This window comes from Pseudoflavonifractor capillosus (assembly GCF_016899775.1).
GTDB lineage: Bacteria > Bacillota > Clostridia > Oscillospirales > Oscillospiraceae > Lawsonibacter.
Window position 1 is genome coordinate 45,680 of sequence record NZ_JACJJE010000009.1, and the last position, 25,986, is coordinate 71,665.

Sequence of the window (25,986 nt, forward strand, 5' to 3'; positions counted from 1 at the left end):
TCCTCGGGGACAGACTGCCCGCGGAAACCTCATCCGGGCGGCGGAACGCCGCCCCTACTTCTTCAAGAGGCCCATGAGGGTCTGATAGATCTTCTCCCCCGCGTCAGGCACCGCCATGGAGTTCAGGGCCCGGATCATGGAATCCCGCCTGGCCGGGTCCCGCAGCAGGGCGGAGGCCTGGTCGTAGAGCTCCATGCCGGGGCAGTCCTTCTCCAGCAGCAGCACCGCCGCCCCCTGCCCGGACAGCACCCGGGCGTTCTTCTCCTGGTGGTTGGCGGTGACGTTGGGGGAGGGGACCAGAATGGACGGCTTTGCGATGGCGGTGAGCTCCGAGATGGTGGAGGCCCCCGCCCGGCACACCACCACGTCGGCGGCCGCCATTACCAGGGGCATGTCGTAGATATACTCCCGCACCTCGATGCCGGTGCCCTCCAGCTTCACGCCCCGCCGGAGCAGCTCCTCCTGCATCCAGGCGTAATCCCGGCCAGCCCCGTGGATGTGGCGGAAGGGAGCTCCCTCCTTCGCCTCCCGCTCCAGGAAGTCCACCATGCGGCGGTTCATCACCTCCGCCCCCAGAGATCCCCAGTAGGACAGCAGGAGGGGCCGGTCGTCGGCGAGGCCCAGCTTTTCCCGGGCCTCCTGCCGGGTGTAGCGGAAGAAGTCCCCCCGCACCGGGGTGCCGGTGACCACCACCCGCTCCGGGTGATCGTAGTGGGCGCGGCTCTCCTCAAAGCCCACCATCACACAGTCTACCACCTTGCTCAGGGCCTTGGTGGTGAGGCCGGGGACCGCATTGGACTCGTGGACGGCGGTGGGGATCTTCCGGCGGGCGGCCTCCTTCACCACGGGGAAGGAGGCGTAGCCCCCGGTTCCCACCACCAGGTCGGGCTTGAACTCATCCACAATGCGCCGGGCCTGCCCCTTGGACTTCTGCATATTCATCAGGGTCCCAAAGTTGTGGGCGATGTCCGCCGGAGCCAGGGAGCGGTGGAAGTTGGTGATGGTCACCGTCTCGATGGGGTAGCCCTCCTTGGGAACCAGACGGGTCTCCATCCCCCCGTCCGCCCCTACGAAGAGCACCCGGCAGCCCGGATTGCGCTCCTGAAAGATGCGGGCCAGGGCCACCGCCGGATTCACATGTCCGGCCGTCCCGCCGCAGGTAAACAGAATGTTCATGCAAACACCTCGTAAGAATTGACAATTTACGAGAATTGACAATTGACAATTTACAATTGACAATTGTCGCCTCTGGGATGCGATTCTTCTTTTGATGCCGTAGTCTTAATTGGAAGATATAATTCACGCTCTTTTTCCGCGGCGCTGTTGAACCAGAGCCAGCAAATTCAAATGCCATCCCACAGAAGCCAGTACAGCCTTCTTCTCCACGCATCCGGCTCCGTCAACCACCCAATTGTCAATTGTCCATTGTCAATTGTCAATTGCTCAGTCGTTTTTCGGCGCCCGGATCTGCCGGGAGATACTCAGCACCATCCCCATCTCCGCCAGCTGGATCATCAGAGCGGTGCCGCCGTAGCTGAAGAAAGGGAGGGAGATGCCGGTGTTGGGAATCAAGTTCGTGACCACGCCGATATTCAAAAACACCTGGACGGCCAGCAAGGTGATGATGCCCACAATGGTCAGGGCCCCAAACTTATCCCGGGCGTGGAGGGCCAGCCAGTAGCCCCGCAGAATGAGCAGGGCAAACAGGATCAGCACCACCAGTCCCCCCACAAAGCCCAGCTCCTCCACCACAATGGGAAAGACGAAGTCATTCTCCAGCTCAGGGAGATAGAGCATTTTCTGCATGCTGTTGCCAAATCCCAGGCCCAGCAACCCGCCGGAGCCCATGGCAATGAGGGACTGTACGGTCTGATAGCCGTTTCCCTGGATATAGTTCCAGGGGTTCTGCCACAGGTCGATGCGGGCATTCATATAGGGGGTGAAGGCGATAATGATAGCCGCCAGTCCCCCCACCAGACTGCCCCCCGCCAGAAACCAACCCCAGTGGATACCGGCCGCAAACAGGACCGAGGCGCCGCCCGCGAGAATCAGGAGGGTGCCCGACATATGGGGCTGAAAGACCACCAGACCTGCCACCACTCCGAGGACCAGCATATAGGGCACCAGCTCAATAAATCCGATCCGGTCCAACAGGTTGTAGAGCCGCCCAAAAAAGGAGCGGTTTTTATAGCGCTTGTGCTTCTCCGTGTCCCGCTTGCACAGCCGGGCGGCAAAGAACAAAATGACCGCAATTTTGGCAAACTCAGAGGGCTGAAATTCGATTCCCAGCTTCAGCCACCGGCGGGCGCTGTTGCGCTCCACGCCCAGGGGGGTGTAAACCAGCAGCAACAGGAAGATAGACCCCACCAGCGCGATGGGGGCCATCCACCGGAAGGTCTGGTAGTTGATTTTGGAGACCACATACATGGCCACCACTCCCACCCCGCCGAACATGGCCTGACGCGCAATATAAAGCAGGGGGTCCCCGTCGTGGTAGTAGGCGGTGGCGTAGGAGGCGGAGAACATCATAATCAGGCCGATGCCCAGCAGAAGGAGCACCAGCATCAGGAAGGGCAGGTCCATGGGGCCCCGGGCCAGCTGTTCATCGACGGTCAAATCACGTTTGGGCTTTCGGGCCATGGGCTGCCTCCTTACTCACATTTTTGATACAGATGGGATTTTATTTCTCGAGATATACTGTTAGGATTGCTTTTATGGCCGGTGGAGTTTCGCCGCGCGATGGTACCGTTTACATAGGATACCGATTCATAACCCCCAAAAATGCCAGCAGGCACAGCACCAGGGTAATCCCGGAAAAGACGCAGAACAGCTTGGTCTCGCTCCAGCCCCCCATCTCCAGATGGTGGTGGAGGGGCGCCATGCGGAAGAACCGCTTGCCGCCGGTCTTTTTGAAGTATACGACCTGGATAATATCGGACAGAACCTCCAGGACGTAGATGAGTCCCACAATAGGGATCATCAGAGGCAGGTCCAAGGCGAAGGCCAGGCCGCACACCGCGCCCCCCAGGAACAGGGAGCCGGTGTCCCCCATGAACACCTTGGCCGGGTGGAAGTTATAGATGAGGAAGGCGGACAGTCCCCCCGCCAGGGCGGCAGACACGATGACCAGGTCGGTGCGGCCGTACCAGGCGGACACCGCCACATAGCAGAGCATCACCGGGATGGTCACTCCGGTGGCCAGGCCGTCCACCCCGTCGGTGAGGTTGACGGCGTTCACCGTCCCCACCATGACGAAGGCGGCGAAGACCATGTATACGATCCAGGGGATGCCCACGATCTCCACATTCAGGAAGGGGATATACAGGTCCGGGGTGAGATAGCCGTCCCGGCGCATCAGGATGACAAACACGACGGCCGCCGCCAGCTGCAGGAAAAATTTCTGGGGGGCGGTCAGTCCCTCGTTGGCGTGGTGGCGCAGCTTCTGGAAATCGTCCACAAAGCCGATGGCCCCAAACACCAGGGCAAAGAGGAATACCACCAGATGGTTGTGAAGGCCGCTCTGGAGATCCCCCCAGCCGGCGGTGAGCACGGCGATTCCAATACCCAGAATAAACATCAGGCCGCCCATGGTGGGGGTGCCCTGCTTGGACATGTGCCAGGTAGGCCCATCCTCCCGGATGGACTGCCCCGCCTTCAGGCGGCGGAGAATGGGAATCAGGATCTGCCCGGCGATGGCGGTGACGCCAAAGGCCACAATAAAGCTGAGGATGTATGTCATCGGTCAAACCTCCAGGAGTTTTCTTTCTCTTGGGCACGCCAATGGGTCGGTTGGCAAACTGGTATTATACTACACCCGCCGGAAAATTTCCAGCCCTTTCCCGCCGCTTGGCCTGTTTTTCAAAATATTCCGCCACGATCTCCCGCTCGTCCATGGGGTACTGCACCCCGTTTACCTCCTGATAGGTCTCATGCCCCTTGCCCGCCAGGACGATCACGTCCCCCGGCCGCCCCTGGGCCAGGGCCCAGCGGATGGCCTGGGGCCGGTCGGGCTCGATGTGGATCTCGCCCCCCGGGCCTCCCATGCCGGCCAGGATATCCTCCAGAATCGCCCAGGGGTCCTCGGTGCGTGGGTTGTCGGAGGTGACCACCGCCACGTCGGCCAGCTCCCGGACCACCGCCCCCATGAGGGGCCGCTTGGTCCGGTCCCGGTCCCCGCCGCAGCCGAACAGGCAGACCAGCCGCCCCGCCGTAAAGTCCCGGGCGGTGAGGAGCACATTCTCCAGAGCGTTGGGACTGTGGGCATAGTCGATGAGCACCGTGTAGGCAGTGGGGGTTGGGACCACCTCCACCCGTCCCTTTACCCCCCGGGCACAGCGCAGGGCGGCGGCGATCTCCCCCAGCTCCAGCCCCAGGCACAGTCCGCAGGAGGCGGCGGCCAGGGCGTTGTAGATGGTAAAGCCCCCGGGGATAGGCAGATGGATGCGCTGAATGTCCTGTCTGGACACCGCCTCAAACTCCACATGTCCCGGGAAAAGGCGGATATTCTTGGCGGTCAGGTCGGCGGCGTCCTTGTTCTCCGAGTAAGTGAACACGGGGCAGGGGACCCGCTCCCGGTACCACCGGCCCGCCTCGTCGTCCAGGTTGAGGACGGCGGTCTCACACTGCCGGAACAGCAGCCCCTTGGCGTCCCGGTACTCCTCCATGGTGTGGTGGTAGTCCAGGTGGTCCTGGGTCAGGTTGGTGAACACCCCGGCGGCGAAGGTCAATCCCTCCACCCGGTGCTGAACCAGGGCGTGGGAGGACACCTCCATCACCACATGGGTGCACCCCGCGTCCGCCATCTGCCGCAGCAGCTGCTGAACCTCGCAGCTCTCCGGGGTGGTGCGGTGGGCAGGAAGGCGAAGGGCGCCGATCTGGTTCTCGATGGTGCCGATGAGGCCCGCCTTGGTCCCCAGCACCCGCTCCAGCAGGTCCTTGATGAGACAGGTGGTGGTGGTCTTGCCGTTGGTGCCGGTGACGCCCACCAGAGTGAGCTCCCGGGCCGGATGGCCGAACCAGTTGGCGGAGACCAGGGCCAGGGCCCGCCGGGCGTCGGGGGTCGCCAGCCAGGGCCCTTCCCCCTCCGGGGGCGTCTCACACAGGACGGCGGCCGCCCCCTTTTCCAGAGCCTCCTGGATAAACCGCGCCCCGTCGGTCCTGGCTCCGGGCAGGGCCACAAACAGGGCCCCGGGCTCCATGGTCCGGGTGTCGTAGGATAAGGAAGAAATTTCCATATCCTCGGTAAAATGCTCCCCCGTGAGGGGGACGCCGTGCAGCAGATTCCACAGCTTCAAAGTTGTCACCCCTCACGGGTGCGGTTTCATTCTCTCTAAATTTTGCGCATTGGGCCTTACGGCCCTCTTGGGAACACCGTCTAATCCAATCCGGCGTAGCCGTCCTCCACCACGGTGGAGAACTGTACGTCGATCACCGTGCCGATGGCCGCGGTCTCCCCGCCGGCCACGCTCTGGCTCTGGGCCCGGGAGGAGTTGGTGTAGAAGGTGCTGGTGCCGGTGGCCCGCATGAAGAAGCCGGCCGCCTCCAGGGCGTTCTTGGCCGCCTCATAGCTCTGTCCCACTACGTTGGGCACCGTCCCCGTCTCCTCAGGGGTGGCTCCGCCCAGGTAGAGGATCACGGTGGACCCGCCCGGCACGGCGGAGTTGGCGGCGGGCACCTGGCTGGTGACCACATCCCCCTCCCCGATGGTCCGGTAGCTCAGGCCCTTATTGCTCAGCCTGGTCTCCGCGTCGGCCACGGTATATCCGGTCACCTGGGGGGTGGTCACGTCCACGGCGGCGGACTCCTCCGCCGTGTACTGCTTCTCCACGTCCAGATAGTCCAGAATCTGGGCAATCACCTCGCCGGCCATAGGGGCGGCCATGTTGCCGCCGCTGATGTACACGCCGGTGGTGGACCAGTCACTGCCGGGCGAGGATGGCTTGGGGTTGTCATAGGCCAGGAGCACGATGACCTCCGGGTCGTCCGCCGGGGCAAAGCCCATAAAGGAGACGATGGTGTGGTCCTTCTCCGTGGTCTCGGAGGAGCCCGTCTTGCCGCCGATGCGGTAGCCCGCCTGATAGGCGTTGTGGCCGGTGCCCTCGGACACCACGGTCTCCAGAATGGCCCGGCAGCGCCGGCTGGTCTCCTCGCTCACCACCTGGCGGATCAGGGTGGGCTCGGTATTCTGAATCACCGCCCCGCTGGCGTCGGAGACGGACTGGACCACATAGGGCTGGTACAGATTGCCTCCATTGATGACGGAGGAGAAGGCGGTAATCATCTGTAAGGGCGTAACGGTGAAGCGCTGACCGAACGAGGCCACTGCCAGGTCCACATAGGTCATAGCCTCCCGTCCCCAGTCCAGACCGATGTTCTCTCCCGGCAGGTCGATACCGGTCTTTTCAATCATGCCGAAGGCCTCGAAGTAGTCGTAGAACTTCTCCACCCCCAGCCGCTGTCCGATTTCAATAAAAGCGGGGTTGCAGGAGTTCTGCACTGCCTCTGCCAGCGTCTGCATCCCGTGGCCATCTCGTTTGGAACAGTGGATGGGGTTTGCCACTCCGGGCAGCCGGCAGGAGCCGGAACAATAGAAGGTGTCGCTCTCGCTCACCACGCCCTCCTCCAGGGCGGCGGCCAGCACCAGGGCCTTGAAGGTGGAGCCCGGCTCGTAGGGCTCGCTCAGCCCCTTGTTCCGCCACTGGGTCTCCCGGACGGCGGCGTTGGCCTGGGACTGGGCCTGCTGCTGGAGCTCCGCGTCGGTGAGCTGCTCCTCGGCGGGCTTCTGGTCGTTCTCCGCCTTGAGCTGTTCATAGATCCCCTGGACATTGGACGAGGCCTCGCCCTGGAGCAGACTGTCCATGATCACCGAGTAGTTGTTGGGGTCAAACTCCGGGGAGCTGGCCATGGCCAGGATCTCCATGGTCTTGGGATTGGCCACGATGCACACGCCGCCGTCCTGCACGTCGTAGGCAGCGATGCCCTTCTCCAGGATCTGCTCGGCATAGGACTGGATGGTACTGTCGATGGTCAGGGTCAGGTTATAGCCGTTGACCGCGTCCACATAGTTGGAGTAGCTGTTGTACAGCTCGTCGTTCTCAGCGGTGCGGCCGGTGACTACCCGGCCGGGAATCCCTTTCAGGATTTCCTCGTACTTGGCCTCCAGACCGTACGCGCCGCCCTCAGAGTTGACAAAGCCCAGCACCTGGGAGGCCAGCGCTCCGAAGGGGTAGTACCGCTTGGTGCCGGGGGTGAGATAGAGGTAATAACCCGTTTTGTTCTCCTCAATAAAGGTGCGGATGGCCTGGGCCTCTTCCTCCTCCAGCTCGGTGAGGAGCACCTCATACTGGGAGTTTTCCTTGGCCATTCGCCGCTCCAGATCGGCCCGGTCCAGGTCGGGACGAATGGCCATCAGGCCGTCGATGATCTCGTCCCGCAGCTCCTGCACCGCCGCTCTCCAGGCCTCCTCGTCCTCATTGCCCTCCTCATCGGTATAGTCGCTCTGGTCCACGCTGTTCATCAGGTCCTTGGGGGCCAGAATCAGGTTGTATACGGTGGCCGACATGGCCAGCACATCGCCGTTGGCGTCCAGAATGTCCCCCCGGTGGGCGGACACCGACACGTCCATCAGCTGCTGATCCGTGGCCCGCTGCTGGTAAAAATCGTGGTCCCGGATGGAGATCGTCCACAGCTGGATCACCAGCGGAATGAACAGTCCCACCCCGCACACCAGCATCAAAAACAGGGAGCGCCGGAATACCAGGCGCTTGGACTGCCGGTTGCGGTCAATCCGGCTGTCCCGGTCCTCCCGCTCCCAGCGCGGTCGATTCTGCACGTTGGTCCCTCCTTGTATCTCTGCTCAAAGGCGTCATCAGCGCCAGAAGGGCGCAAGAAAGCCTCCCTTCCTGCGCCCTTATCTCTGTCCCGCCTGTGTTTTATGGTTTCAATTTATGGCTGCGTCACTGAAAATATGCGAACAGATCGCCAAACAGCTCCTTCAGGCCGTCCAGCAGCCCCTGGGGGCCCTGACTGGTCTCCTCCTGTCCGTACAGCACCACGCTGTCCGGCTCAGACAGATCCAGATAGACGATCTGGTCGTTGGTGGGCCGGACCATGGTGTCCCCCACCGCCGCCTGGATGCGCTCCATGTCAAAGACCTTCTCATACTGGGCGGAGAGCCGCACGTTCTCCTCCTGGAGGTCGCTGAGTTCACTGCGCATGGTCACCAGCTGGTCGCTGGTCACGATATACTGGGAGTAGCTCCACAGCACCAGGGCGGCAAAAATGCCCACCGCCAGAAAGCCGATCACCGCGAAGGGAGAGACCTCCCCCGCCTCCCGCACCTGGACCCGGGTCCGGGTGAGGGTCCGCTCCCGTTCCCGGGGCCGGACCTTGGGCTTGGGCCGGAGCGTATCCTCCCGCCCGGGGGCACGGACGGCGCTGCCGTCGTAAGCGGGGGCATAGGCTACGCTTCCATAGGTGTCGTATGAGGGTCGGTTGCGGCGGCGGCTTGCCATTCCATTCACTCCGTTTCTCCTTGGTATCCCACAGTCTGCCCGCTCAGGCCCGCCTTGCCGGGGGCTTGAGCTTCTCCGCGGCCCGCAGCTTGGCGCTCCGGGCCCGGGGGTTTTCCGCGATCTCCTCCGCCGTGGGCAGAATGGGCTTTCGGGAGATCAGTTTCACGTCCGGGGTCTTCCCGCACACACACACCGGGAAGTCGGGCGGACAGGTACAGCCTTTTGCAAAGGCGGCCAGGCCGGTTTTCACGATCCGGTCCTCCAGCGAGTGGAAGGTGATCACCGCCAGCCGTCCCCCCTGATTCAGCCGGGGCACGGCGGCCTGGATCATCCGGTCCACCGAGGAGAGCTCGTCATTGACGGCGATGCGGATGGCCTGAAAGCTCCGCTTGGCCGGGTGCTGCTTCTCTTTCAGCGCTCTGGCGGGCATGCCGCTCTTGATCACGTCCACCAGTTCCAAAGTTGTCTCAATGGGGCGCTCCTGCCGGCGGCGGACGATGGCCGCGGCGATGGTCGGGGCGTACCGCTCCTCCCCATACTGGGACAGGATGCGCCGCAGCTCCTCCTGGGGCCAGGTGTTCACCACCTGGGCGGCGGTGAGGCCCTCGGACCGGTCCATCCGCATGTCCAGAGGGGCGTCGGTCCGATAGGAGAAGCCCCGCTCTCCGTCGTCCAGCTGGGGGGAGGACACCCCCAGGTCAAAGAGCATCCCGTCCACGCCTGCGAGATGGAGCCCGTCCAGGATGGCGTCCAGCTGGTCGAAGTTGCTGTGGACCAGGGTCACCTTGTCCATCCACTCCCCCAGCCGCTCCTGGGCCGCGTCCAGGGCCGCCTGGTCCCGGTCCACGCAGATGAGCCGTCCGGTGGTCAGCCGCCGGGCGATCTCCCGGCTGTGGCCCGCCCGGCCCAAGGTCCCGTCCAGGTAGATCCCGTCAGGGCGGATGTTCAGGGCCTGGATGCACTCCTCCAGAAGCACCGGCTTGTGGGTCAACACTTCTTCCATACGCTAGAACCCCAGCTCGCTCATACAGGCGGCCATCTTTTCAGGGGTCATCTCCTCCTCGTCCTGATACCAGAGCTGGGCGCTCCAAATCTCCGCCCGGTCGTTGACCCCTAAAATAACCGCGTCCTTCTCCAGCTTGGCGTACTTGCGCAGCTTCTGGGGAATGACGATGCGCCCCTGGCTGTCCAGCTCGCACTTTACCGCGTTGGCAAACAGGGGGCGCATGACCTTGGACTGGGTCATGGGCAGAGAGGCAAATTTTTCGGTGAACTTGTCCCACGTGGACTGGGGGTAGATGGCCAGGCAGGTGTCAATACCCATGGCCAAATAGAAGGTGACGCCCAGCTCCTCCCGGAGCTTGGCGGGGATGAACAGACGGCCCTTGGCGTCGATGCTGTGCTCGTACGTGCCGGTCATCTGTGTCACCTCTCCCCCACTTCTCTATCTTTTTATGGGAGATTGATCCACTTTCCCCCACCACGTGTTTTTAGTATAAAAGCTGTTGACATAAAATGCAACCCCTTTTTTGAATTTTTCCCAGAAAAAAACCGCAGGAATCCTGCGGTTTCGTCTCTTTTCACGACTAAAACATCCGTTCTATTTAGTTGACAGAACAACCTGTTTTTTCAATCTCTTCAGACAGAATTGTGTCGAATTGCCCTCCTTACTACTATATGTTGTGTTTTGTGGTTTTTGATGCGCAGTTCTTTCTCCTCCCGCCCGATTGCACAGTCCGCCCAGGTATGCTACACTAGCCTTATCTGATCTGTGAGAGGAGTCGCCGCCATGCTGGATTGGGAAGAATTGGAGAGACAGTGCCTGTCCTGTCAAAAGTGCGGACTGGCAGAGACACGCCATCATGTGGTATTCGGCACCGGTCCCCGGGACGCGGAGGTCATGTGCATCGGAGAGGGGCCGGGCGAGCACGAGGACCTGCAGGGGCTCCCCTTTGTGGGCCGGGGCGGCCAGCTGCTGGACGAGATGCTGGAGCTCATCGACCTGAGCCGGGACAAGAACGTGTACATCGCCAACATGGTCAAATGCCGTCCCCCCCACAACCGCGACCCGCTGAACACCGAGCAGGACGCCTGCATCGGCTACCTGCGCAACCAGGTGGCCCTGATCCGCCCCAAAATCATCATCTGCCTGGGGCGCATCTCCGCCATCCGGCTCATCAAGCCCGACTTCAAAATCACCAAGGAGCACGGCCAGTGGTTTGAGAAGTCCGGGGTCCACATGACCGCCCTGTTCCATCCGGCGGCCATCCTCCGGGACCCCTCCCGCCGTCCGGACACCTTTGTGGACCTGAAAGGCATCCAGGCCAAGATCCGGGAGGTATGTACACACACCTACCGGTGAGTTAGGAATAAGGAATTATATTGCAACTGAGGCAGTCCAGAACCCGCGGAACCAATATCCAGGCGCAAGCACAGGCATAAGAAAAGCGGCGCGGAATACTCCGCGCCGCTTTTGCACTCTTTCCTGGAAATCCAGAAGCACCCCGCTTCAGGAAACTCCTAATTCCTAACTGACTGAATTACATCATCTTCACGGTGTAATACACCAGCAGGGCAAACAGCCAGGCCACCATGGCAAACAGCAGATAGTAAGACACCGCGCCGCCCAGGGCGATGGCCGCCGCAATGGCCGCCAGACTCACCACGCAGCTGGCAAACATCAGCCCGTAGCCGGCGTCCGAGGGCAGCACCCGCTTGATCCCCTCTTTGACAATGAGCCGCCCCTGGTGGGCCTTCATCCAGAACATGGCCGCAGCCAGCAGCACGATGGCCACAATGGCCACGACAGTATAGAGGCTGGCAGCCCCCGCGTGGCGCACAAACCACAGGCCCAGCACACCCGCGCCGCTCACCAGAGCAGCCAGGAAAAATTCCCGCTGATAGAGGTAGTACACCAGCGCCAGCGCCGCCCAGGCGGGCACCAGCCAGAACAGCATCCGCACTCCTGCGTCCTGGAAGTGCAGAATCACTACCGAGCAGATCAGCAGAACCCCGGCTCCGGCAATCAAAGTCAGCTGCAGGCCCGCTTTTTCTCCTTTATTCAAGCGCAGGATGGCCCACACCACACAGGCAGCCACGGCCGCCAGGCTCACCCACTGCAGGACCGTCAGGCCCGCATTGATGGCAAGGGCAAGATTGATAGATTCAGACGTAGTCCGGTAGTTGATATAATAACGATTCACAAGCACCAAAAGAAATTCCAGGACGATCGCCGCTCCGACCCAGATCAGGGCCCGGTTCAGATCCCGATCCTCCTGGCGCCGACGCGCCTCTCTCTCATTATAATCCATGTGCCTTGATTCTCCTCTTATTGATCCGGGGACATAGCCCCGCTTCTCATTCTTTCAGGCATATTGCGCCTATCTACGATCCAGTCAGTTTATTATTGTACCAGAACTCAGAAATTTTTGCAACACAAAAAAAGGAAAAAAGCAGGATAGCGGGAAAAGCCGGGAGATTTCTCCCGGCTTTTCCCCATTTTACACAAAAGTCACTTCTCCGCCTCAGTTGTTTCCGCCAAACTCAGAGAAGAATTTATCGTGGACCGCCTGGACCGCCCGGTCGGCGTCCCGCTCATCCACCAGGACGGAGACTTTAATCTCACTGGTGGAGATCATGTTGATATTGATGCCGGCGCTGGACAGGGCCTCAAACATGCGGCTGGCCACACCGAAGTTGTTCACCATGCCGGCCCCCACGATGGACACCTTGGCCACCTGGGTGTTCATCTCAATGGCCTTGAAGCCGATGTACTCCTGGTTCTCCTCCAGAATCTTCTTGGCCTCCTCCGCGTCGCCGCGGGCCACGGTGAAGCTGATGTCCTTGGTCTCCTCACGGCCGATGGACTGCAGGATGATGTCCACGTTGATCTTCTTCTTGGCCAGCAGGGAGAAAATTTTAAAGGCAGTGCCGGGCTCGTCAGCCAGGCCGATGAGAGCCAGCCGGGCCACGTTCTTATCCTTCGCCACACCGCTTACATGGGTCTTTTCCATGGTCTTGACAACCTCCTTGACTTTTGTACCGGGATTTCCCGTGAAGCTGGAGAGGACCTCCAGATTGACATTGTAGCGCTTGGCCATCTCCACCGAGCGGTTGTGGAGCACCTGGGCGCCCAGGCTGGCCAGCTCCAGCATCTCGTCGAAGGTGATCTCCTCCAGCTTGCGCGCCCCCTTCACAGAGCGGGGGTCGGCGGTGTACACGCCGTCCACGTCGGTGTAGATCTGGCACAGGTCGGCATGGAGGGCCGCCGCCAGAGCCACCGCCGAGGTGTCCGAGCCGCCCCGGCCCAGGGTGGTGATGTCGCCGTACTTGTTGATGCCCTGGAACCCGGCCACCAGCACGATCTTGTTCTTGTCCAGCTCGGTCTGGATGCGCTCGGTCTGGATGCGCTTGATGCGGGCGTTGCTGTAGGCGGAGTCGGTGTTCATGCCCGCCTGCCAGCCGGTGAGGGAGACCACCTGATAGCCCATCCCCTCAATGGTCATGGCGCACAGGGCGATGGAGATCTGCTCGCCGGTGGACAGGAGCATATCCATCTCCCGCTTGGAGGCGTTGGGATTGAGCTCCTGGGCCTTGGCGATCAGGTCGTCGGTGGTGTCTCCCTGGGCGGAGAGCACCACCACCACGCTGTTGCCCTTCTTATAGGTCTCGGTGATGATCCGGGCCACGTTGCGCACGCGGTCCGCGTTGGCGACAGAGCTGCCGCCGAATTTCTGTACAATCAATGCCATATATTGTTTCCCTCCAACGGTTTGTCAAAACGCAGGTCTGCTCTCTATCCTATGCAGACCGGGCCCCCCGGGCAAATAGCCGCCCCGCGGCTTACAGCACGCGGAACCGGGAGCCCACCTCCATGCCCGCCAGGCGGTCCATCAGCTGGGGCTCCGTCATGGGGGCGGTGAGGAAGGCGGCCTCTCCGGCGGGAGCGCCGGCGCGGGCCAGGGGCTGAATCTCCCCGCAGGCCAGCCGGGCCTGATCCATGGTGGTCTGGGCCCGGACGTACCACCGGGAGGTGAGGCCGTCGGGGGACACCACCAGGTCGGGGGCTCCGGGGCCCCACTGGTTGTGGTGATCCCGCTTGGTGTCCTTGGCGATGTCGATGACGTCGGCCACCACGGCGGAGGCGGTGGGCAGCTTGCCCGCGCCCCGGCCGTAGAACATCACGTCGCCCACCGCGTTGCCGGTGACGGCGATGGCGTTGAACACGTCCTCCACCCCGGCCAGGGGGTTCTCACAGGAGACCAGGTGGGGGGCCACAAAGGCGCACACCTTGCCCTCCGGCTCCCGGATGGCGCGGCCCAGCAGCTTGATCTTATAGCCGCAGGAGTCGGCGTAGGCCACGTCGGCCAGGGTCACCCCCCGGATGCCTTGGGTGGGCACCTGGTCGGGGTACACGTGCTGTCCGAAAGCCAGGGCGGCCAGAATACAGATCTTCCGGCAGGCGTCGTGGCCGTCCACGTCGGCGGTGGGGTCCTGCTCGGCGTAGCCGTTGGCCTGGGCCTCCTTCAGGGCCTGGTCGAAGGACAGGCCCGCCTTGATCATCCGGGTGAGGATGTAGTTGGTGGTGCCGTTGAGAATGCCGGTGATCTGGTCCAGCTCATTGGCGGCCAGGCAGGCGGTGAGGGGGCGCAGGATGGGGATGCCCCCGCCCACGCTGGCCTCAAACAGATAGCTGACCCCGTGCTCCTTGGCCAGCTGGAGCAGGTCATAGCCGTGGGTGGCCACCAGCTCCTTGTTGGATGACACCACGCTCTTGCCCGCCTTCAGGGCCCGCTGGGTGAAGTCCAGGGCCACCTTGGCGCCGCCGATGGTCTCCACCACCACGTCCACCTCGGGGTCGTTCTCAATGACGGAGAAGTCCTTCACAAACAGGTCCTTGTAGGGGCTGTCCGGGAAATCCCGCACATCCAGAATATATTTCAGGCGGACCAGTCCGTCCACCCGCTGGTCAATGACCGCGCTGTTCCGGGTAAGCACGTCCGCCACGCCGGAGCCCACGGTGCCAAAGCCTAAAATCGCTACGTTTACCATTCCAAATCACCTCAATGTATCCGCTTTCCGTTATCCCGCCAAAATCTCGCACCGGAGCACGCCGGGGCTGGAGGCGGCCGCCTCCAGCATCTCCTCCAGGGTGCGGCGCAGGGCGGAGGTCTCCGCCGTAATGGTGACCACCGCGCAGCCGTTGCTGGGAATATTCTGGTTGATGGTCAGAATATTGACCCCGGTCCCGGCAAAGACGTTGAGCAGGCCGGAGAGAATCCCCGGCTCATCCCGCAGCATGGTCTGAAAGGTGACGATCCGCCCATGGAGCATGTCGTTGAAGGGGCGCACCGCATCCTTATACTTATAAAAGGCGCTGCGGCTGATCCCTACCGCCCGGGCCGCGCCGTTCACTGTGGTCTCCTCGCCGGTCTCCAGCAGACGCTTGGCCTCGGCCACCTTCCGGAAGATCTCCGGCATGGCGGATGCCTCCACAATGAAATATCCCGCCGACTGACTCATGGGTGTCCCTCCATCCTGTGCCGACCTCTGTCCGCGTATCGCGGGCATTTGTAGTTACACTGTGGTCTATTTTAGCACACCCCCCGGGGGGATGCAATGAAAAACCGCGAACGGGCCGTAGATTTTCCGCAGCCACAGAGGGCGCATTTTGTCGTATTTGCCCAATTCTCCCAGACAGAACAGCGGGCGGAGAGAACCCGAAGTTCTCTCCGCCCCTTTGGTTCCATTTGCTCAATAGCCATAGGGTCGGCCGGTCTCCGGATTGATGGCCACGCCGCCCTCGCTGTTGTTCCCCATCGGGTCCGTGGTGCTGGAGGAGCTGGACCCGGGCGTCCCGGGATCGTCCGTTCCCGGCTGGCTGGAACTGCCGGAGGAATCTCCGCCGGAATCGCCGGTCCCCGGCTCATCCCCGGAACCGCCGGGGTCGCCATTGGGGTCCTCCACCCCATTGGGATCGTCAGGGTCGATGATCTGGCCGCCCTCGCCGTGGACGGTGCACTGCTCGGTGCCTGCCGCCGCCACATAGGCGGAGTAGAAATACTGGCTGTCCTCGGCCACCGCGCCGCCCACGCTCTCCCGGTCCAGGTTCAGATAGCTGTAGGTGCGGATGCTGACCTCGGGACAGTTGGGGCCGGCCAGGTGATAGTAGCCGGTGAACTCCCCGTTGGCGTCCAGAACCGGGTCGTCCACACACACCCGGACCATGGAGTTGGAGCCCTCCTCCAGGGAGTGGCAGGTACACACGGTAGTAGGCCGGTCCTCCGCGAACACATAACCGGTACCGATCCGAGCGCCCCGGGGATCGCTCTGGCAGGCGGCGGTGGCCTCTCCCCCGCAGTCCAGACAGTAGGACACCTGGGTCAGGCCGCCGGGCTGGGTAAACCCTGTGTTCTCCAGGCCGTCATGAATCGGGGCCATCACCTTCTGGAACATCTGAGCCGCCGGGTTGCCGGAGGCCTGGACACGGGCGGGCGTCTCATAGCCCACCCACACCGCGGCGGTGTAGTAGGGGGTGTAGCCCACAAACCAGCGGTTATCCTTGGTGTCGGTGGTACCGGTTTTGCCGGCCACCGTCATGCCGCTGATTCGGGCCTCAGAGCCGCCGCCGCTGCTGACCACATTGGTGAGCATATAGTTCATATAGTAGGCGGTGGTGTTCTTGATGGCCTGCTCTTCCTCCCGGGTGTTGTCCAAAATCACATTGCCGTCGGCGTCCTCCACCCGGGTGAAAGTGCGGGCCTCCCGGTACACGCCGTCGTTGGGGAAGGTGGCAAAGGCGGTGGCCATATCCCGGGTGCTGACGCCCAGGGACAGGCCGCCCAGGGACAGGGGGGCGATGGCGATGTCGCTGACCGTCTGACCGCTGATGGTCTGCTCGCTGATCAGGGGCAGGTGGAACCGCTGAGTCCCGTACTCAAAGCCCTTGGCGGGGGTCACCAGATCGGCCAGCACCCGCACCGCCACGGTGTTGAAGGAGTCCTCCACCGCCGCATTGACGGTGACCTGTCCCCGGTAGCGCCCGTCCACGTTCACCGGCCAGGCGCTTCCGCCCAGCACCTGATAGGGGTAGTCCGGGATCACCGTGATGGGGCTGATCAGCCCCATATCCACGGCGGGGGCGTACACGGTCAGGGGCTTGATGGAGGAGCCCGGCTGGCGCTGGGCGTCGGTAGCCAGGTTGAAGCCCCGGTTGAGCTCCTTCTCCCCGATGCGGCCCACGATGGCGGCAACGTCTCCCGTCTCGTTGTCAATGATGGTGATGGCGGACTGGAGCCGCTGGCCGCTGGAGGAGTGGTAGTTCAGGTTGGACTCGTCCTCGTAAATGGCCTCCGCCTGGGCCTGGACCTCCGGATCGATGCAGGTGTAGATCCGCAAGCCGCCCTTGGCGAGCATCAAGCTGACTACCTGGTCGGAATAGTCGTACTGCTCCTTCAGGGCCTCCCGCACGTCGGAGATCACCGCCTCCTCATACCAGGAGTAGATCTCTCCGGTCTCCACCGAAGTTTCCCCGGTATCGTCGGCGTTGACACCCACAAACTGGAGTTCCTCGGCCACCGCCTGGTCGTGCTCCTCCTGGGTGATGTAGCCCTGGTCCAGCATCTCATGGAGGATCAGCTCCTGGCGGTACTTGTTCCACTGTACCGCCGTCCACATCTCCCCTTCGCTGTTGGCCACCCGGGCCAGGGAATAGGGACCGTAGCGGGAGGGGTTATTGGTGATGGCGATGAGGCTGGCGCACTCGGCCAGGGACAGTTCGGACACAGACTTGCCAAAATAGGTCTCGGCCGCCGCGCCCACGCCCTCACAGCCGGCCCCCAGCGGGATAATATTCAGGTAGTACAGCAGGACGGTGTCCTTTCCATAGGTCTCGTCCACGTACAGGGCCCGGAAGATCTCAGTGACCTTCCGCTTGACCGTCACGTCATTTTCATCCGTGAGGTTTTTGATGAGCTGCTGGGTGATGGTGGAGCCGCCCTGGATATCTCCGCCGGTGAACATGCTCACCACCGCCTGGGCGGTGCGCCACCAGTCCACCCCGTGGTGGGTGTAGAACCGGCGGTCCTCGATGGCCACCGCCGCGTCCTTCAGATCCTGGGGGATCTCCTCAAAATCCACCCACTCAGAGCTGGTGTCGCTGAGGACCTGGCCCAGCTCCTGGTACTGCCCGCTGTCATCCTGGTAGTACATGATGCTGTTCTCGTTGAGGGTGAAGTCGTTCATGTCCATCTGGGCCTGGGGCAGGATGTTGTTGCGGATGTAGACCGCCGCGAAGCAGCACATAATGGCCCCCGTAGTGACGGCCACCAGCAGAATGGTACCGATCACCCACAGAGCCGTGCGCCCCGGGCTCCGCTTCCCGCGCTTCTTGCTCCGGCGGGGCTCAGAGGAGCGGCGGCCGGAACTGCTGCGGCTGCGGGGCCGGGATTCGTCCTGGGACGAATAGGAAGAATAATTTCGTTCAGACACAGGATTTACCTCCGAACATAGGGAGCGCCGGAGACCGGACGCTCCCAGGGTCATAGCGTTTTCGTTCGTCAAGGAATCTTGCCGCTGGATGGCTCCCGCGGCAAAAAATCTCCATATATTATACCATATTCTGCCCATTTGTCCATCCCGTGATTTTCCTCACTTTTCTTACTGTTTTCCCCATAAAACGCCTGATTTCGAATAAAAATCGCGCCTCCCGCCCAATGAGAGCGGGAGGCGCGGCTTTCTTCTTTGTCAAAGGAGGTCGGGAGTCTCCACCTCTTCGATGCCGTGCTTTTTGGCGTAGCCGGTGAGCATCAGGGTCAGCGCCCCGTCGCCGGTGATGTTGCAGGCGGTGCCGAAGCTGTCCTGAAGGGCGAAAATAGTCATCATCAGGCCGGTGCCCGTGTTGTCAAAGCCCAGCACACTGGTGATGAGGCCCAGGGAGGCCATGACGGTACCCCCCGGCACGCCGGGCGCGCCCACGGCGAACACCCCCAGCAGGAAGCAGAACAGGACCATCGTGCCCAGGGAGGGCAGCTCCCCGTAGAGCACCTTTGACACGGTCATCACAAAGAACACCTCAGTGAGCACCGAACCGCACAGGTGGATGTTGGCGAACAGGGGAATCCCGAAGTCCACCATGTCGCTGCGGAGCACCTTGGACTTGTGGGCACACCGCAGGGCCACCGCCAGCGTGGCGGCGGAGGACATGGTGCCCACGGCGGTGATATAGGCGGGGCCGTAGTGCCGCACCACCTCCAGGGGATTGGAGCCGGAGTAGAGGCCGGCCGCCCCGTACAGCACTGCCATCCAGATATAGTGGCCCACCATCACAATGAGAATCACAATGAGGAAGACGGGCAGCTGTCTGGTGATGGAGCCCTCATAGGCCAGGCCGCAGAAGGTGCCGGCAATGAAGAAGGGCAGGATGGGGATGATAACCCGGGTCACGATCTCCAGCACGATGCGCTGGAACTCCTCCAGCACCTTGGTGATGAGCTCCGCTTTGCTCCAGGTGGCCGCCAGACCCACCAGCACCGAGAACACCAGGGCGGACATCACCGACATGATGGGGGCGATCTCCAGGTTGAAGAGCAGCTCGGGCAGCTCATTGAGGCCCTCCGCCGCCGACTGGATGGACAGGGCAGGGATGATGGCAAAGCCCGCCGACATGGACAGCAGGGCGGCCAGCACCGACGAGCCGTAGGCCAGAACCAGGGCCAGCAGCAGCATCCGGGACGCGTTCTGCTTCAGCCGGGTGATGGACGGGGCGATAAAGCCAATAATGATCAGGGGCACGCAGAAGTTGATGACGGAACCCAGCAGCTCCTTGACGGTCAGGACCACCTGCATGACCTGGGACCCGAAGGAAGCGCCTCCGGCCCACAGTCCCAGCGCGATGCCCACCACGACGCCCACCAGCAGACGGAAGGGCAGGCTTTTGACAATACTTTTCATATACACACTCCATTTCCCCAGGTTTCCGCCCAGCGGGCGGCACACACCGCTTCGGCCTCCCATTCTATGCCGAAACGCAGGGCAATTGTACCATATTTCCCAGCTTATTACAAGGAGAAACCCGTCTTCTGCAGAAAAGGCGGCCCGCCGCCGGAACACGGAGGGCCGCCAAACCGAACATTCTTGATTACGCCAGCACAGCTTCCAGGGCCGCCCAGCCGTTTTTCTCCCGCTTTTTGGTCACCTTCAGACCGTTCCGGGCCAGGGCGTCGGCCACCTCCTGGGCCCTGGGGGCGATAATGCCGGAGCACAGGAACACCCCGTCCCGAGAGAGCACCTGGGGCACCCAGACGGACAGGGGGATGATCACGTCGGCCACAATGTTGGCCAGCACCAGGGGGTACTTCTCCCCGCCCAGCTCCGCCTCCAGCTTCCGGTCGGTGAGAATGTCCCCCGCCCGGACGGTATACCGGTCCTTTCCGATGCCGTTGAGAGCGGCGTTCTCATAGGCCACGTCCACCGCCTTGGGGTCGATATCCACCGCGGCGGCGTATCCCGCCCCCAGGCACAGGGCGGCGATGGAGAGGATTCCGCTGCCGCAGCCCAGGTCCAGCACCCGGTCCCCGGGGCGGGTGTGCTCCTCCACCCCCTCCAGACACAGCTGGGTGGAGGCGTGGGAGCCGGTCCCAAAGGTGAGGCCGGGGTTCAGATAGAGGGGCACCCGGCCCTCGGGCACCGGCTTGTCCTTCTCCCACTCCGGGACCACGTAGAGCCGCTCCCCCACCACCAGGGGCTTATAGTATTTCTGCCAGCTGTAGGCCCAGTCGTTCTCCGACAGGGGGGCGGTGGTGTACTCGCAGTCCAGCCCCTGGGTGTACCGGGCCAGCTGCTCCCGGCCGTGGTCGTCGTCGGTGACGTAAAATTTCACCCGGCAGACGCCCGCCATCCGGTCCAGCAGCTCCTGGTCCACATAGTCCCAATACTGGCGGTTCTGCTCCAGAAACTGCTTGAAATCCCCCTCGTCCTCAATGACCACCGAGGCCATGCCCGCTGCGGTGAGCTTGGCGGTCACCTCGTCCAGCCGCTCCGGGGTGGTGTTCACCGCCACCTCCAGCCACTTGATATCCTCCATAATTTCAAACCTCCAAACGAAACGAGAGGCCGGGGCACCCCACGACGCTCCGGCCCATATGATTTCTTGCTTACCGCTCCGTCCCCAGATAAAACAGCGCCAGGGTCCCCGGACCGGAGTGGGCTCCGATCACCGGACCCACGAAGTTGATGCGGATATCCTGGGTTCCAAACCGCTCCCGCACCATATCCGCCACCGTCACCGCGTCCTTGCGGCAGTCTCCGTGGCTGATAAAGACCGTCTTCCTGCCCTCCTCGGTCACCGTCTTCTCCATCTTGTCCACCAGGGCCTTCAGGGATGCCTGTCGTCCCCGGGCCTTGCCGATGTTGATCAGGTGCCCCTCGTTGTCCACGTGGAGGACGGGCTTGATCTGGAGCATAGAGCCCACCACGGCGGTGGTGGCGGAGATCCGGCCGCCCCGCTTCAAAAAGTGCAGGTCGTCCACGGTAAACTGGTGGCACAGGTGCAGCTTGGTCTCCTCCGCCCAGTCCCGCACCTCCTCAATGCTCTTTCCCTTCCGCTGCTCCTGGGCCGCCAGATAGACCAGCAGCCCCTGGCCCAGAGAGGCGCACAGGGTGTCCACCGTGTAGATCTTCCGGTCCGGATATTTCTCCCGCAGCTCCCCCGCCGCCAGGACCGAGGCCTGATAGGTGCTGGACAGCCCGGAGGAGAAGGCCAGGATCAGAACATCCTTTCCCTCCTGAAGGATCGGCTCCACCGCCTGGGTGTACTCGGCCACGTTGACCGCGGAGGTGGTGGCCAGCTCTCCGGCCCGGAGCATGTCGTAGAACAGGGGCAGATCCATCTCCCGGTTATCCGGATAATTTCGGTAGATCTTTCCCTGAATGGTAAAGCTCAGGGGCAGAACCGTCACTCCCAGCTCCTGGACCATCTCCTGGCTCAGGTCGGCGGAGGAATCGGTAATCAGTACGTATTCAGACATGGCAGCGGCCTCCTATTTTCTCGGGACTTCTTTTTTCGTCTTCTTGGCATGCTCCTCCGCCTGAGGCTGGAGAATATCCAGAATGCGGGCGCAGGCCAGCTGGTCGGCGTAGCTGCGCAGGGCCAGGTCCAGCGCCATGCGGGCCAGGTCCTCCCGGCCGGCCTCCCCGTCGATGGCGGCGGCGGTGTCGTTGAGGGCCCGGTCCAGCGCGCCGCAGAAGTACTGATAGAGCTCCTCCGGGGATTTGTTGCGTGCCTCCCCAGCCCGCAGCAGAATGCCGATGTCCCGCACGGAGAGCACCTTTTTCAGGGCGCACACCGCCGTGAGGTAGCCCAGGTGGATGGGGCCGTACCGCTTGCCCGCCGCCCGGGGCACCAGGCCGTCCTTGATATAGTTGTTCACCATGGCGGAGGTGAGGGCCTCCCGGTCGTCAAAACGGATCAGCTGCCGGGGCATATAGGCGATGATCTGATCCATATACAGGGCAATGTCGGGCAGCTCGTGCCACTGGGCGGGGCGCTCATGCTCCATGCGCTCCTTCAGGTCCATCAGTTCGTTCATCCGGACGTTCTCCTCCCTCACTTCTCATTAACTCTATGCTACCACGGGGTGATAGAAAATGCAAATATGATTTTCAATACCACGCCCCAGCATGTTCACCGCTTCTCCAGCCAGCGGCGCAGACGCTCCAGGGCCCTCTTGTGGTCCAGGGACCGCATCCGGGGGAAGGCGGCCAGCAGCCGCTTCTGGCCGAAGATGTACCGGCCACGGGCCTCCTCAAGCCGGTTGCGCAGCTCGTCCAGGTCCCGCTCCCGCTCCTCCAGCCACTCCGCCTGGTCCATGCGCAGCTGGAAGCGTCTCTGGGCCAGGGAGTCCTTTACCTCGTCCATCCCCTCCAGCAGCTCCCGGCGCCGGCGCTCCGCGGCCTCCCGCAGCTGGTCCAGGCCGTCCTCGAAGTCCTCCCGCAGGTCGTCCCCCGCCTCCGCCGCGTCGATCACCCGGACGGCCAGGTGGCCGCCCAGGTCGTTGGACACCTCCCGGAGCCGGCCGGCCAGCTCATCCAGCTGGCTCAGCTGCTTGTTCATCCGGGCGATGGTGCGCACCGTGGCCGCCAGGTCCACCGCCATCACAGCGGCAAACACCGCCAGCAGCCCCCATCCCGCCAGATGCGGCAGCGCCCGGATGCTCCACACAACGGCGGGGTGGATGATTTTCACCACCAGCAGGCAGGCCGCCCCCCACATCAGGGAGAAGCGCAGGCAGATATAGCCCCCCACGTTGAAAGGCTCGTCGGAGTAATCCCACCACCGCTGGTGGAACAGCTTCTCCAGCACCAGGCCGGTGATCCACTCCAGCGCGGAGGTGAGAACCACAGAACCCAAAAACAGCAGCAGGATATTTTCCGCCAGAGGCTCCAGCACCCAGAGCACAATGATCACCCCGAAGCCGTAAATGGGACACACCGGGCCGTTGAGAAAGCCCCGGTTCACAAACCTGCCCGTACGCAGGGCGGCATAGCCCACCTCCGTGCACCAGCCCAGGAAGGCATAGACAAAAAAGATCCAAAGGGTCAGATAGAGCATGGGAAACCTCCCGGCCGGCCGTGCCCCTTACAGGGCCTTCTCGTAACAGTTTAGAATTTCATGGATAAACCCCTGGAAGAAGAACTCGGTAGCTCCAGCAAAGGTGTAGCCCAGGCGGGGATACATGGCGTTGGCGGGGTGGTTCCCCTCATAGGTGTCCAGGCGGACCGCCTTCTTCCCCTGGCGGCGGAGCTCCTCCTCACAGAAGGCCACAAACTCCCGGGCCTTCCCTCTCCCGGACCAGCTGGGCCGGATGACCAGGGTGTGGATCACCCCCACCTCCGAGGGCTGGGCGGGGATGGACCAGGGGATGGCGTCGTACTCGGGCAGCTGCTCCCCGTTCAGGTTGACGCAGCCGTATACCGCTCCGTCTTCCTCCCCCACCCACAGGGTGCCCGCCTCCAGGGCGGCCTCTGCCGTATCCCGGGTGGGGTACTTTCCCCGCTGCCAGTTGGTGTAGGACACCGGGCGGGCGTCCTCAGCGGCCAGAATCTCCTCGTAGATCTCCGCAATGGCGTCCAAATCGGAGGGATTTGCAAGTCGGATCATAGCAGAGCGCTCCTTTCCAGATCATGCTGCACAACGTCTTGCAGCGGTCTGCGGGCCGAAAGCTCAATATCTGGGCACCCAGCTGGTCAAAAACCACACCGGCGCCACCCAGAACAGCAGGAAAATCAACAGGTTCAGTGGGGACAGGGAGCCGTAGGCATCCACCGCCGTCAGATAGTAGGCCAGCAGGATTCCCAAGGCGGAACCCACGCAGGTGAGCACCGCCCCAAACCGGGCGCACCACCGCAGGCGCTTGGCCCCCACCACCGCGTCGGCGTAGGGCAGCAGCCCCTCCCGGCACAGGACGGCGGTGATGGTCTCGCTGTGGGGCTGGTCCGGGTCGGACAGCTCCCGGCGGCGCTCCACCGGGGGAAAGTCCATCTTGTCCGCCGCCAGCTTGAAGCGCTGATGGAGCATGGCGGGGATGAGATTGAAGTCCCGGGTGGCCAGCACCGGCCCCACCTTCTCCCGCATGAGGGAGTCCAGGGCGGGGAACACCACATCAGGCAGGGTGTAGTTCAGGGCAAAGATGCCCGCCAGCTCCCCGTCGATGGCGCAGAACACCGCGTTTTTCACGTGGAGGCCCTGGGGAAGGCGCACCTCCATCAGGTTCATAAAGGCGGCGGAGCCCACCAGCACCTGCTCTCCCCGGATATTGGCGGACAGACCTCCCCCCTCATAGCAGCACAGGTCGTCCGCCCGGCGGAAAATGGCCCCCTGGGCCCGAAGCAGGTCGTGGAACAATTTGGTCAGGCCGCTGCCGGAGTCCCGGATCAGCGTGGCAGTGCACCCCACCACCTTCTCAATGGACCAGTCTCCAAAGACCTTGATGCCGTTGAGCTCCACATAGCCGGGCGGGAACAGGTCCCCGTCGGTGATGAGCACCCGGTCCCCCTTCCGGGACTGGGCCATCCCCGGCCATCCGGCCAGGGCTCCGCCGCTCTGGGCCAGGCGGCGGGCCACCTTGTGGAAGGGCCGGCCGTAGACCAGCGCCCCGCCGAAAGCGGCGGCGGCGGTGAAGGTGGCGGACAGGCACCACAGCAGATGCTGCGGCTTGCCCACCCCATAGGAGGCCAGCAGGGAGAACAGCACGCAGGCCAGCAGAAGGACCGGACATACCACCCGGTAGATCCGCTGGGCCCCGTCGTCCATCTGGATCTGGCTGCCGAAGCCGTTGGGGGTTCCGGTCCACTTGCAGTAAGTGTCCCGGCCGTTCCATTTCCCCTCATCCAAGGTGAGAATGTAGGGCTCGGACACCGAGGCCGCCGTGCGGCAGCTCAGGCGCAGGCCGCACCTTTTATGATACGTCCCGTGGAGCAGGAAAAACAGCCCCGCCAAAACGGCGGCCGAGTAGGGCAGCTGTCCCTCCCGGTCTTGGGTGATGGCCAGAACCAGGGCGTCGGCCAGAGTAAAAATTCCGGACAGGGCGGCCAGGGTGTCCATCCCCACCCGTCCCCGGAACATCCGTGCGATGCCGGCGGCCAGTACGTCCAGGGACAGCAGAATCCCCACCCCCAGCAGTCCCGCGGCAATCCAAACCTGCACTTGATAGCCGTCCAGAGGGGGCAGCCACACAAATCCGGCGGCGGGTACCGCCAGCTGAAACAGGGCGGCGGCGGCCAGCAGAAAGACCAGCACGACCCGCAGCCGCATGACCTTCAGCCCCTTGCCGTACTGTCGGGCCAGCTCCTGGGGCGCGGTATCCGGGGGCGGCGGCTCCGGCCTGCGGGGACGGCGGAAGCGTCCGGGGAGTTCCTCGGGTTCGTCCTCCTCCACATCGGTGCCGGGGATCAGCTTCTCCAGGCGGTGGATCTCCTCCTGGTCCATCTCCTCCGACTCCTGGAACATGTGGTCCGCATAGTGGTCCGCCTTTCGGGTGACGTCCTTTAAAAAGGCGGACAGGACGCTCTCCTCCTCCGGGAACTCCACCACCCGGTCGTTGGGCTCCTCGTCCTCCCCCTCCTGGTCCTCTGCGTCCTCTCCGGATTCCGGCTCCGTGTCCTCCTCCGGCTCCCGGACGTTCTCTTCCTCCGCCTCCTGGGGCGGCTCCGGCACAGGAGCAGAGCGGGCGCCAGGAAACAGCACCACGTTGTCTTTTTCCGTCCTCTGAGGCTGACTTCGGCTTTCGATCCTCCGGGGAACCGCCTCAGGCTCCGGCTCCCGTTTCACTCCATACTCCGCCAGAATGTCGTCCAGTGTGAAGGGGCCCGGCTCCGCATCCCGGACCAGCTCCTTCACATCCACCAGATCGTCCTTCTTATTCAGTTGTTCCGGATCGCGGTCACGCATGGGGAACTCCTTAGGTGCTGTCAATTT

Annotated in this window: 21 protein-coding genes; 1 reads left to right on the forward strand and 20 read right to left on the reverse strand. The window is 62.9% G+C overall.

Going from position 1 to position 25,986, the window contains the following annotated elements; genetic code table 11:
• Window positions 1-54: 54 nt before the first annotated feature.
• The 8 genes from murG to mraZ all read right to left on the reverse strand — a co-directional run bounded on the left by murG (window position 55) and on the right by mraZ (window position 9,933).
• Window positions 55-1,176 carry an undecaprenyldiphospho-muramoylpentapeptide beta-N-acetylglucosaminyltransferase gene (gene murG / locus H6B31_RS04455; protein ID WP_204897397.1) on the reverse strand — a complete coding sequence of 374 codons (1,122 nt, stop codon included), beginning with the start codon at window positions 1,174-1,176 and terminating at the stop codon, window positions 55-57.
• A gap of 267 nt (window positions 1,177-1,443) precedes the next feature.
• Entirely contained in the window at window positions 1,444-2,640 is a 1,197-nt protein-coding gene (locus tag H6B31_RS04460) for an FtsW/RodA/SpoVE family cell cycle protein (protein ID WP_243418837.1), read from the reverse strand.
• A gap of 109 nt (window positions 2,641-2,749) precedes the next feature.
• Window positions 2,750-3,739, reverse strand: a complete 990-nt coding sequence (mraY, locus tag H6B31_RS04465; protein ID WP_204897398.1) for a phospho-N-acetylmuramoyl-pentapeptide-transferase — start codon at window positions 3,737-3,739, stop codon at window positions 2,750-2,752.
• 64 nt (window positions 3,740-3,803) lie between these two features.
• On the reverse strand, window positions 3,804-5,294 hold the full coding sequence (locus tag H6B31_RS04470) for a UDP-N-acetylmuramoyl-L-alanyl-D-glutamate--2,6-diaminopimelate ligase (RefSeq protein WP_204897399.1): 1,491 nt from the start codon (window positions 5,292-5,294) through the stop codon (window positions 3,804-3,806).
• Window positions 5,295-5,374: 80 nt separating this feature from the next.
• Entirely contained in the window at window positions 5,375-7,831 is a 2,457-nt protein-coding gene (locus H6B31_RS04475) for a penicillin-binding transpeptidase domain-containing protein (protein ID WP_346014036.1), read from the reverse strand.
• A gap of 124 nt (window positions 7,832-7,955) precedes the next feature.
• On the reverse strand, window positions 7,956-8,522 hold the full coding sequence (locus H6B31_RS04480; RefSeq protein ID WP_204897400.1) for a hypothetical protein: 567 nt from the start codon (window positions 8,520-8,522) through the stop codon (window positions 7,956-7,958).
• A 34-nt stretch (window positions 8,523-8,556) separates the two neighbouring features.
• Window positions 8,557-9,516, reverse strand: a complete 960-nt coding sequence (rsmH, locus tag H6B31_RS04485; protein WP_204897401.1) for a 16S rRNA (cytosine(1402)-N(4))-methyltransferase RsmH — start codon at window positions 9,514-9,516, stop codon at window positions 8,557-8,559.
• Between the two features lie 3 nt (window positions 9,517-9,519).
• Window positions 9,520-9,933, reverse strand: a complete 414-nt coding sequence (gene mraZ / locus H6B31_RS04490) for a division/cell wall cluster transcriptional repressor MraZ (RefSeq protein ID WP_087288430.1) — start codon at window positions 9,931-9,933, stop codon at window positions 9,520-9,522.
• A gap of 369 nt (window positions 9,934-10,302) precedes the next feature.
• Between mraZ and H6B31_RS04495 the strand changes: the two genes are divergently transcribed.
• Complete coding sequence (locus H6B31_RS04495) at window positions 10,303-10,875, forward strand: uracil-DNA glycosylase (protein WP_087288428.1); 573 nt, start codon at window positions 10,303-10,305, stop codon at window positions 10,873-10,875.
• Window positions 10,876-11,053: 178 nt separating this feature from the next.
• Here the strand turns inward: H6B31_RS04495 and H6B31_RS04500 are convergent, their stop codons facing one another.
• The 12 genes from H6B31_RS04500 to H6B31_RS17480 all read right to left on the reverse strand — a co-directional run bounded on the left by H6B31_RS04500 (window position 11,054) and on the right by H6B31_RS17480 (window position 25,959).
• Entirely contained in the window at window positions 11,054-11,824 is a 771-nt protein-coding gene (locus H6B31_RS04500; RefSeq protein WP_204897402.1) for a hypothetical protein, read from the reverse strand.
• Window positions 11,825-12,037: 213 nt separating this feature from the next.
• Window positions 12,038-13,264, reverse strand: coding sequence for an aspartate kinase (locus H6B31_RS04505; protein ID WP_204897403.1), 1,227 nt, complete (start codon window positions 13,262-13,264; stop codon window positions 12,038-12,040).
• A gap of 91 nt (window positions 13,265-13,355) precedes the next feature.
• Window positions 13,356-14,564, reverse strand: a complete 1,209-nt coding sequence (locus tag H6B31_RS04510) for a homoserine dehydrogenase (RefSeq protein ID WP_087288424.1) — start codon at window positions 14,562-14,564, stop codon at window positions 13,356-13,358.
• 30 nt (window positions 14,565-14,594) lie between these two features.
• Window positions 14,595-15,035, reverse strand: a complete 441-nt coding sequence (locus H6B31_RS04515; protein ID WP_204897404.1) for an ACT domain-containing protein — start codon at window positions 15,033-15,035, stop codon at window positions 14,595-14,597.
• A 231-nt stretch (window positions 15,036-15,266) separates the two neighbouring features.
• A complete protein-coding gene (locus tag H6B31_RS04520; RefSeq protein ID WP_204897405.1) occupies window positions 15,267-18,002 on the reverse strand; it encodes a transglycosylase domain-containing protein in 2,736 nt (911 codons plus the stop codon).
• 255 nt (window positions 18,003-18,257) lie between these two features.
• Window positions 18,258-19,463, reverse strand: coding sequence for a dicarboxylate/amino acid:cation symporter (locus H6B31_RS04525; protein WP_204897406.1), 1,206 nt, complete (start codon window positions 19,461-19,463; stop codon window positions 18,258-18,260).
• 187 nt (window positions 19,464-19,650) lie between these two features.
• Window positions 19,651-20,595: a 50S ribosomal protein L11 methyltransferase gene (gene prmA / locus H6B31_RS04530; protein WP_204897407.1), complete on the reverse strand. Its 945-nt coding sequence runs from the start codon at window positions 20,593-20,595 to the stop codon at window positions 19,651-19,653.
• A gap of 70 nt (window positions 20,596-20,665) precedes the next feature.
• Complete coding sequence (locus H6B31_RS04535; protein ID WP_204897408.1) at window positions 20,666-21,538, reverse strand: DegV family protein; 873 nt, start codon at window positions 21,536-21,538, stop codon at window positions 20,666-20,668.
• 12 nt (window positions 21,539-21,550) lie between these two features.
• Window positions 21,551-22,099, reverse strand: coding sequence for a DUF1836 domain-containing protein (locus tag H6B31_RS04540; RefSeq protein ID WP_204897409.1), 549 nt, complete (start codon window positions 22,097-22,099; stop codon window positions 21,551-21,553).
• Between the two features lie 95 nt (window positions 22,100-22,194).
• A complete protein-coding gene (locus tag H6B31_RS04545; protein ID WP_204897410.1) occupies window positions 22,195-23,121 on the reverse strand; it encodes a putative ABC transporter permease in 927 nt (308 codons plus the stop codon).
• Window positions 23,122-23,148: 27 nt separating this feature from the next.
• Window positions 23,149-23,670: a GNAT family N-acetyltransferase gene (locus H6B31_RS04550; RefSeq protein WP_204897411.1), complete on the reverse strand. Its 522-nt coding sequence runs from the start codon at window positions 23,668-23,670 to the stop codon at window positions 23,149-23,151.
• Window positions 23,671-23,733: 63 nt separating this feature from the next.
• Window positions 23,734-25,959, reverse strand: coding sequence for an HAD family hydrolase (locus H6B31_RS17480; protein ID WP_204897412.1), 2,226 nt, complete (start codon window positions 25,957-25,959; stop codon window positions 23,734-23,736).
• Between the last annotated feature and the right edge of the window lie 27 nt (window positions 25,960-25,986).

Bases quoted from the DNA above. Each gene is read 5' to 3' on its own strand.
- murG (WP_204897397.1), bottom strand. From the start codon at position 1,176: ATGAACATTCTGTTTACCTGCGGCGGGACGGCCGGACATGTGAATCCG.
- H6B31_RS04460 (WP_243418837.1), bottom strand. From the start codon at position 2,640: ATGGCCCGAAAGCCCAAACGTGATTTGACCGTCGATGAACAGCTGGCC.
- mraY (WP_204897398.1), bottom strand. From the start codon at position 3,739: ATGACATACATCCTCAGCTTTATTGTGGCCTTTGGCGTCACCGCCATC.
- rsmH (WP_204897401.1), bottom strand. From the start codon at position 9,516: ATGGAAGAAGTGTTGACCCACAAGCCGGTGCTTCTGGAGGAGTGCATC.
- mraZ (WP_087288430.1), bottom strand. From the start codon at position 9,933: ATGACCGGCACGTACGAGCACAGCATCGACGCCAAGGGCCGTCTGTTC.
- H6B31_RS04495 (WP_087288428.1), top strand. From the start codon at position 10,303: ATGCTGGATTGGGAAGAATTGGAGAGACAGTGCCTGTCCTGTCAAAAG.
- H6B31_RS04500 (WP_204897402.1), bottom strand. From the start codon at position 11,824: ATGGATTATAATGAGAGAGAGGCGCGTCGGCGCCAGGAGGATCGGGAT.
- H6B31_RS04505 (WP_204897403.1), bottom strand. From the start codon at position 13,264: ATGGCATTGATTGTACAGAAATTCGGCGGCAGCTCTGTCGCCAACGCG.
- H6B31_RS04510 (WP_087288424.1), bottom strand. From the start codon at position 14,564: ATGGTAAACGTAGCGATTTTAGGCTTTGGCACCGTGGGCTCCGGCGTG.
- H6B31_RS04515 (WP_204897404.1), bottom strand. From the start codon at position 15,035: ATGAGTCAGTCGGCGGGATATTTCATTGTGGAGGCATCCGCCATGCCG.
- H6B31_RS04525 (WP_204897406.1), bottom strand. From the start codon at position 19,463: ATGAAAAGTATTGTCAAAAGCCTGCCCTTCCGTCTGCTGGTGGGCGTC.
- prmA (WP_204897407.1), bottom strand. From the start codon at position 20,595: ATGGAGGATATCAAGTGGCTGGAGGTGGCGGTGAACACCACCCCGGAG.
- H6B31_RS04535 (WP_204897408.1), bottom strand. From the start codon at position 21,538: ATGTCTGAATACGTACTGATTACCGATTCCTCCGCCGACCTGAGCCAG.
- H6B31_RS04540 (WP_204897409.1), bottom strand. From the start codon at position 22,099: ATGAACGAACTGATGGACCTGAAGGAGCGCATGGAGCATGAGCGCCCC.
- H6B31_RS04545 (WP_204897410.1), bottom strand. From the start codon at position 23,121: ATGCTCTATCTGACCCTTTGGATCTTTTTTGTCTATGCCTTCCTGGGC.
- H6B31_RS04550 (WP_204897411.1), bottom strand. From the start codon at position 23,670: ATGATCCGACTTGCAAATCCCTCCGATTTGGACGCCATTGCGGAGATC.
- H6B31_RS17480 (WP_204897412.1), bottom strand. From the start codon at position 25,959: ATGCGTGACCGCGATCCGGAACAACTGAATAAGAAGGACGATCTGGTG.